Annotated in this window: 5 protein-coding genes; all 5 read right to left on the minus strand. The window is 44.8% G+C overall.

Going from position 1 to position 7,787, the window contains the following annotated elements; genetic code table 11:
- Positions 1–1,202: hypothetical protein (locus tag AC6I5A_RS01240; protein WP_497900397.1), on the minus strand; the 1,202-nt coding region annotated here is incomplete at its 3' end.
- Between the two features lie 110 nt (positions 1,203–1,312).
- Positions 1,313–2,365: a hypothetical protein gene (locus AC6I5A_RS01245; protein WP_034610801.1), complete on the minus strand. Its 1,053-nt coding sequence runs from the start codon at positions 2,363–2,365 to the stop codon at positions 1,313–1,315.
- A gap of 217 nt (positions 2,366–2,582) precedes the next feature.
- On the minus strand, positions 2,583–3,320 hold the full coding sequence (locus AC6I5A_RS01250; RefSeq protein ID WP_034610803.1) for a DUF8612 domain-containing protein: 738 nt from the start codon (positions 3,318–3,320) through the stop codon (positions 2,583–2,585).
- A 42-nt stretch (positions 3,321–3,362) separates the two neighbouring features.
- On the minus strand, positions 3,363–6,332 hold the full coding sequence (locus AC6I5A_RS01255) for a beta-propeller domain-containing protein (RefSeq protein ID WP_052167817.1): 2,970 nt from the start codon (positions 6,330–6,332) through the stop codon (positions 3,363–3,365).
- 563 nt (positions 6,333–6,895) lie between these two features.
- The gene (locus AC6I5A_RS01260) at positions 6,896–7,693 is read right to left on the minus strand and encodes a Fic family protein (RefSeq protein ID WP_034610805.1); all 798 of its coding nucleotides are present in this window, start codon (positions 7,691–7,693) and stop codon (positions 6,896–6,898) included.
- Between the last annotated feature and the right edge of the window lie 94 nt (positions 7,694–7,787).

Here is a 7,787-nt window from a genome sequence, read left to right on the forward strand (position 1 = left end):
AATTCAATGTTGGCTGTGTTGATTTTCTCTGCCTTAAGGCGTTCCTTATCCTCTCCCAGCTCCTCAATCTCAATGTTCACCGTTTCCTGCTCTTCCTGCCGCAAACGGCTCTGGGCTTCATAGAGCGAAAGAACATTTAAAGTGCGCACAGGGTTGGGCTTGAATAAAGGATTGAACAACTGCCAAAGCATTGGGATATGCCGCTCATCGCACTGTTCTAGTCTTGCCAGGATTTCCTGTTCAAAATCAAACTTTTTACTTTGGGCCAGGAAAAAAGAATCTTCCAAAGTTTCTTTATAGATCGCGGACAGGTGGTGACGATCCAGGATCAGTTCTTTCTGTTCATTAATGGTGGTATGTATATTGCGGCGAATTTTGATTATTTCAGCGCGGGCCTTTTTCATCGCTTCATCCAGGGTGCCCTGGGTTTGTTCTTCTACCCTTAAACGCTCTTCGGAGAGAGTGATCATCCCCAGAATCTCATTCATCATGCCATACTCTTCTTCCAGCAAAGCATAGGTACTACCGGTCAGGCGTTCGTATTCCCGAATATCGACATCATAGATGTTCCCTCTGATCTTTTCCATCAACTGCCGCAGTTCGTTCTTCTTCTGCCTGACCATTTGGATCAGGTTGCTGCTCTGCCCGATCGCTTTTTTGTAGTTTTTGCGTTTAATCAATTCCCGCAGTTTTAACTCTTCAATCGTAAAGCTGATTTCCTGTTCCACTTCTTTGGTACGAAAAAGTAAATCATATCCCTGATCGGTCAACTGATAGGTAATCAGATAGCTCCGGTCGTCTTCGCGCAGCTTATCTTCAATCAGGCGAATCCTGGTTTCCGTCATCCCCTGACCATAAGTCATGATCGGATAAAAACGTGCTTCGCCGCCATTTTGCAAAATATCTTTGATGATGTATTCCGTTAGCTGATGAATGATTTCGGGGGTTAATTCCAGACCATAAGCGGGCAGGATCCGGCGGACAAAATCAGCGATACTGCCCATGGTACACTCTTCATCTTCAGACAAGGTCCGTTCCATAATAAATACCAGCACAGAAAAAATCAGGTTATCCAGCTGGCCGAAACTAAATAAACGTTCTAATTCCATTTTCCGGTTGCCGCGGTTGACAATAGAATCAATCGCCGCCACGATCCGCATTCTCTTTTCGAAACCTTCCAAAAACTCAAATTCTTGACTCATTATTTCTAATCCACCGACTTGCCCTTTTGTTCATTTGTTCTCTTATCTTAATTATACCTTGTTTATATATCGTTCTAAACATGAACCCACATTTTTATGATTTTAACGTCTCATTCTAACATTTCTGCCAACACTTGATAATTCAATATTTCCTGTGGAATATACCGGCCCTGCTGCAAGAATTCCAATTTGCTTTCCGCTGCTGATAAACCGAGCAGTTGCTCAAAATCCTGCCAGGAAACATCCATCTGACGGCTATCCGGACTGAGTGGAAGTTCCCTATTCATCGCCAGGAGAAGCATCTGATGGTAAAGTTCGATAAAAGGCCGCACCCTTAAGTTCGGATTAGCCTTTTGGGTACGATAAAACAGGCGGATTCCTTCCGGATCAAAGTCCCCAAAATAGTAGAAAATCCCGTTTGCTGTAGTTGCCGCTCCGAACATTTCTTTGGCGTAGTTCTCTAATGCGCCTGTTTTGGTGATTTTATTCCCTTCCCCATAGATCAAAGCGTCAATTGTCCTGCCGGCTAAATGATTTTTCCCCGTCTCCTGCATTAGCTTTCGCAAGGTGAACCAGGTATCTTTATTCTCCAGAATCAGCAGGGCAAGCGGCACAGTGCGTTCATGCCGGTATTCAAAGAAAGGCTCAGGTGTATCATAATAATTCAAAAACTGCTCCGTCAAACCATTAAATCTAAGGACTTCCCGAATCAGCGGCAGTAGTTCATCGAGCAACTTCTCTTTTCCCCAGACCGAAAACGAACGTTCCTTACGGGACATTGGCTGTAAGAGTAATGAAGCCTGATACCAAAGATAACGGCTCAGTCCTTCGAGGACTTCCCGATGCTTGATATATCGCTCGGGTTTTTGCAGGTAGGCGGCAATATTTAAAGAAGGTTCCAAACAGCGGATTTGTTCCAAACAGTCAGTGTGGTCTTTCAGCGGCCTGATTATCCGATATTTATTATAAAGTGAAGGCAGACGCCCATTTTGGCCGGAAGCTGTAATGGCAACGAGCTTTCCTTCAGCAATCATTTTCAACGTCAAGGTATAAAAGGCTTCATAATCCGGCTCCTTGAATAACTTTTGGAGTTCCAGCACAGTGATTGTGGTTTTTGTTTTACCCCAGTCAAAGATACTTATGGTCGGATCTGTTTTAGGCATTTGTCTATTAAACCTCCAATTTCCTAATTAACCTCCATCTTCCTAAGCGTTAGCGCTTCCAAACATGTTGCCGGCAGTACACCATGCTGTCATTGTTTGAGATTACTCCATGTTTTATCAATTGTAAATAGACCCTCATGCCGCTGCGCTGTACTATCGGAAGGGTAAAAATTGGTTGTATAACCCGGATAAATAAGCCGTTAAAACATGTTTCTCATTAACAGCTTTGGCCCAAGATTTTCTCGATTAACCAAATCAAATATCTTGGAATATTCACCAGGCTATTATCCCTTTTTAGATTAAGCATAGATGTCCTGACAGAAATGTCCGGATTATATTTTTCACGGTATACCCCCATGCTGCGTGATTTCACATTAGTAGAAGATTTCACTTCGATGGGAACAATTTTTTCTCCAAACTGTGCAATAAAGTCCACCTCAGCAGTATTACCTGATTTCCAATAATACGGGACATCACCAGACAGGTTGATAAGCTCACCTAAAACAAAATTTTCTGTTATAGCTCCCTTAAACTCAGAATATAGTTTTGACTCTTCAAAGATCGATGTTGCCGGCATTCTTGCCATTTTTCTCAACAGTCCTATGTCCGACATGTAAAGCTTGAAATAGTTTTGATTTGCATATGCCGATAACGGCATAGACGGCTTTTCAATTTTACAAACCTTATAGGCCATGCCTGCACTAATGAGCCACTGTAAAGCATCTTCCAAATCCTTGGCTCTCGCTCCGGGCTTGACATGGCCGTAAACAAATTTACTATTTTCCTTAGCCAATTGTTCAGGGATGCTTTTCCATATTAATGATAACTTTGGAAAATCTGTTGCAGGTGCATGTTTAGCAAAATCCAATTCATAAGAGTTGAGGATTCCCTCCTGGATCCTTTCAACTTCAAAGACATCTTTGCTGTCAACCCACTTTGCTACTGCTTCTGGCATCTTAACATTATTATCTATAAACAGCCTACTGCTACTATTTAATTACTTGGAGACATAGATGGCACCCTTTTCCTGCATACCTGCCAAATCATTCACTTTTATCATGCTTTCCGATACCGTGTATAGATTGCTGCCGATATAGAGGATGCGCTGAATCGGTTGCTGTAATCCACCCGAACCCGGATGCGAGATCTTCCCTTTGAGCGTAAAACCTGTTGTCAAATCCAAATTGTAGACATAAGCTCCCTGGAAGGTTAACTCTCCATAGGGAGGCATACCGTTATACTTAACGCTCTGCTCTTTCACTTCACAGACACTGACCGGAAAAGCCAGCAGGTTTTTCTCCCGGGCAAAGAGCAAAGCTTTGTGATTGTAAAGCACTTCGGAATCCGTTCCCCTGTCCCCGATGTTTTGCTTAAAAAGCTCAACCGGGTTGTTGACATCGCTTACATCAAACAAGGAAAGCTTCATGCCCAGATAGTAGGCCACGGTATCTGTTTGGCCGGTATAGCTATTGTAAACTTTGGTTTCCACCGAATCCTTACCGATCCCCAGCAAATGATTTTCATCGTAAGGATGCAGGTAATTGCTGTAACCGGGAATTTTCAGCTCGCCCAGCACCTTAGGAGCAGCCGGGTCCTGCAGGTCGAGTACAAACAGGGGGTCGGTCGTCTGATAGGTGACCATATAACCCCGCTGGCCCATGAAGCGCACGGCATAGATATGTTCACCGGGTGCAAGCTTTTCCAGCTTGCCGCTGATGCTCATATTTGGGCTAAGGACATAGACATTATTTTCCGTGGCCTGCCGGGTACTCCAGTCAAAGCCTGAAGTTGTGGCCAATCGCAGATAACCATCATGTTCATCCATGGAGAACTGGTTGAGCAATGTGCCGGGGATTTCCGCTTTACCCTGATAAGCTGTGTTCCCATTATTAAGAGAAAATTTGTAGACCAGCGTATTGGGGCCAACCGGGTAAATGGCGGATGCTTTATTGTTATCCAAAACAGGCTCCTCTTTCGGCCACTCATAGTGCGTTACCGCTACATAAAGATTGTCGGGCGAAGCCATGATTTGATTGCCGGAACCGAGATAGGTGCTGACCTGCATGCGCTCAGTCGGGGACTCGAGATCCAAACCGGCTACCAGCAGGTAGTTTGGTTCCACCGTGCCGGGGAAGCAGCGGATGTCCTGGAAGGGAATCGCCGTATCGCCAGCCGTAAAATTCGAATCGGAAAATACCGGATTGACCGGTATCTCGTTTTGGTGCAAAATACGGTAGCAGTCAATATATTTATTTGTGACCAGATAAAGCTGCGAATCTATTTTGCGCGAGGAGAGGTAATTACCGTCCAGCTTCAGTTCTCTTTGCTTGACCAAATTCGTCTTGTCGCTCAGGTCATAGACAAGGATCCGGGTTACCGGCTGATAAATATAGCCTGGCATAACAGAAACTGCAGAATCAGCCGACAGCTTGTTTCCGGTCTCCGCCGGCATTGGCACGACTTGGTTGGCATTACTTTCGCCGATCACCACAAGATGTTTTTGATCCACGTATAATTCGCGCGGCATAAATTCCTGAGCGGAATATTGCAGCGTGGAAACAATCTTAAGTTCGCTATCCGGATAAACTCGGGAGATGACAACCGCAGGCTGCCCGTTTGACCTGGCGGAGATAACCTGGTAAATGTATTCACCGTCAGTCTTAACGATATCCGCCTCATCCACTCCCTGGACTTGCAGATTTGTCTCCGAGTAAGCAACATCCTGACGCATTTGTTTTGCGTCGTTTGTTGCGTTGGCTTCGGTCTGAGGAGCAGCACCCGTACCGGCGGCCAAATCTAAAGCGTTGCCTGTCAACAGGCCGTACCTGACGCCATTACTTTCCATCCCGGCCAGCAGCTGCACCAGGTTTTCGCGGCTGCCAACTGTCGGCAAATCTGCTGCGAGCGCCGTATCCTGATTTAGTTTTCCCTGAAGAAGATCAGCAATCTTATTGAGCACCGTTGCCGGAACAACAACATCCCCTCCAAAACACACAAGCGCAGGATCGCTATGTTGCTCATGGAGCTGGGTTAAATAGCCCACACTTGAAGCGGGTACTGCCAAAGAATTGGGATCAATCAGCAGAATGGGATCACCGGTCTGCGAGGCCAGGGCACTGCCTGCCAAGGCATCGGCAAAATCTAAACCTGTTGCACAATAAATATTTTGCGGGTTCGGGGCGAAAGTTTGCACTATCAAAGCATTAGTTTCGAATCTGTCCTGCCCGGCCAAACGTGTTACCGCTGCCTGAGGAACAAGGGCTTGAATTTGCGACTTGACTGCCTCTGAGACTACCCCGCTTCCCCCAACGATGTACACTTGCGCGGGCTGTTCATTGGCCAGGTAGTCCTTGATTCCTTGCGCCAAATAATCCTTGCCTGCCAATAAAATTGGCCAGCCCTTGTGCGCTGCAAAGCTGGAAACACTTAAAGCGTCCGGAAAAACTTCTCCCGAAGCGATAACCACCGGCGTGTTTTTGGCCACAGCTAATTTCTCGGCAATCAGGAGATCCGTATCATAGCGATCAAAGCCACCAATCCGTTCGATATTTGGAAAACCCATTTGAACAAGCTGAGCTTCGAAATCCGGCCCTATCACAGCTACGCCGCCGATGATATGCACCATGCCTTTTTTACTTAAGTGCTGAGATATGTAATTAAAGGCTTCGGTCGAACCTTGGACCTGGCTATCGGCCAGTAAAATAGGCGCATTTAACTTTTTCGCTAAAACACTTGCCGCCAGGGCATCGGGGAAGTTGTGACCGGAAGTAAGAATAACATCCTGCACGGTTTCAGCTTTAAATTGTTCGGCGATAATCCTGGCTGTTTGGAAACGATCGTAGCCTGCTAAGCGGTTACTTGTTGCTGAGACGTCATTGTTGCCGGGCAATAACATTACTAATAAGCCTACACATAAAACACAAAAGATCAGGATTCGACCTTTATGCCTTTTTACCCAGTCAAACATTTAATCAACTCCTCAATATTTTCCAAGTTTCGATTTTATTACAGCACACTATCTGGAGTTCTCATTTCGCCAATGATAACTGTATTTTTCATTTCGCCGCACTAGCCGTAATTCCTGCCATGAGTGCCAACTTTCAAAAGAGACCATTCCTCCTTTCTTTTATTCTTCATGTACATTATTCATGTACATACTTCATGAAATAAAATTTCGTTAAGCAGACGTTATTTAATAAGACGTTTGCATAGTCGAAAATCTAACATTTACTTTAAAAATATTACCCGGCCGAATCCTTAAGAGCAGGCATCCGCCGGGTTACTATATTTTAGCGTTAGAATGTACTTTAAACTTGAGCGTAGCACTGTGACGAGGGTGAACAGCGCCGCACCGACCACCGATAAATATCAACGGGCTGGGTGATACAGAAACCGCACTTCCGGCATATGCGGAATTGTTAATAATGCGGGCGAGTCTTGATTATTTCAACGCTTTTGAATCACCATTAAGAGAGCATTATGAACTTGTTCAATGTTAAGACTCTGCTGAAATGTCGGCAGTGTCTTCTTCTACATATCCTGGATGAAATCTGACAAGTCTTTGCGTTCCAGCCTATTGCCATCGGCAAGAGCCAGCGCCTTGCCCCATGTTTTTTCCGATTCATACTTAAGAAACTCATACAGGGAATCTAGTTCCTCGGTTTCGTCATACTTTCGCAGACACTCGAAATACATCCTTTTATCCTCATCATAGACGATGAGGGGTGGGTGATTATGTATCATAAGATAGTAATTCATCAGCGTCCTGCCGACACGTCCGTTACCATCTGCAAAGGGATGGATATACTCAAACTTAGCGTGAAAGTAGCCTGCGGCTTTTAATACATCCTTGCCCTCATAAGCATTTACTTCGGCAATTAGATCCGTTAAGTCATTTTCCACATCTTTTGCAGCGGAGCCGACTTCATGGAGGCCCGTTACATAATCGTGCTTCTTAAATTTGCCCGGCCGTTCTTGATTTTCAATATACCTTCGTTCATCGTATGTCCCGCCAGTCAGAACCCTATGAATTTCCTTAACCAACTCTATGCTGAGAGTCTCCTTATTCACAATTTTTGCTTTTAATACTTCATAGCATAACTTTTGATTCTGCTGTTCAAACAAGGCACGCGGAGTGCCGGTATAACTCACAACCCTGCCATTTTCAAAGATTTCCCTGGTATCATGATAGGTGATTTCCTCGTTCTCTATCTTCCCTGAATGGAACGCAAACAGAATGCGAAAGCTGTCAAGGTGTTTTTCAAGATCAGCGGCAGAGGCGATTTTATACGACTGCCACAGTGCTATAACCCGGCTATACTGTTCCAAATGCATTCCTCTCCTTTTTTGGATAACTAACTTATTTTAGCACAGCTTCGTTGAAATAGGTATTTATTAACAAGTTTAAACCTGGTGAGTTATC

This window comes from Desulfosporosinus sp. Tol-M2 (assembly GCF_059735615.1).

Bases quoted from the DNA above. Each gene is read 5' to 3' on its own strand.
- AC6I5A_RS01255 (WP_052167817.1), bottom strand. From the start codon at position 6,332: ATGTTTGACTGGGTAAAAAGGCATAAAGGTCGAATCCTGATCTTTTGT.
- AC6I5A_RS01250 (WP_034610803.1), bottom strand. From the start codon at position 3,320: ATGCCAGAAGCAGTAGCAAAGTGGGTTGACAGCAAAGATGTCTTTGAA.
- AC6I5A_RS01245 (WP_034610801.1), bottom strand. From the start codon at position 2,365: ATGCCTAAAACAGATCCGACCATAAGTATCTTTGACTGGGGTAAAACA.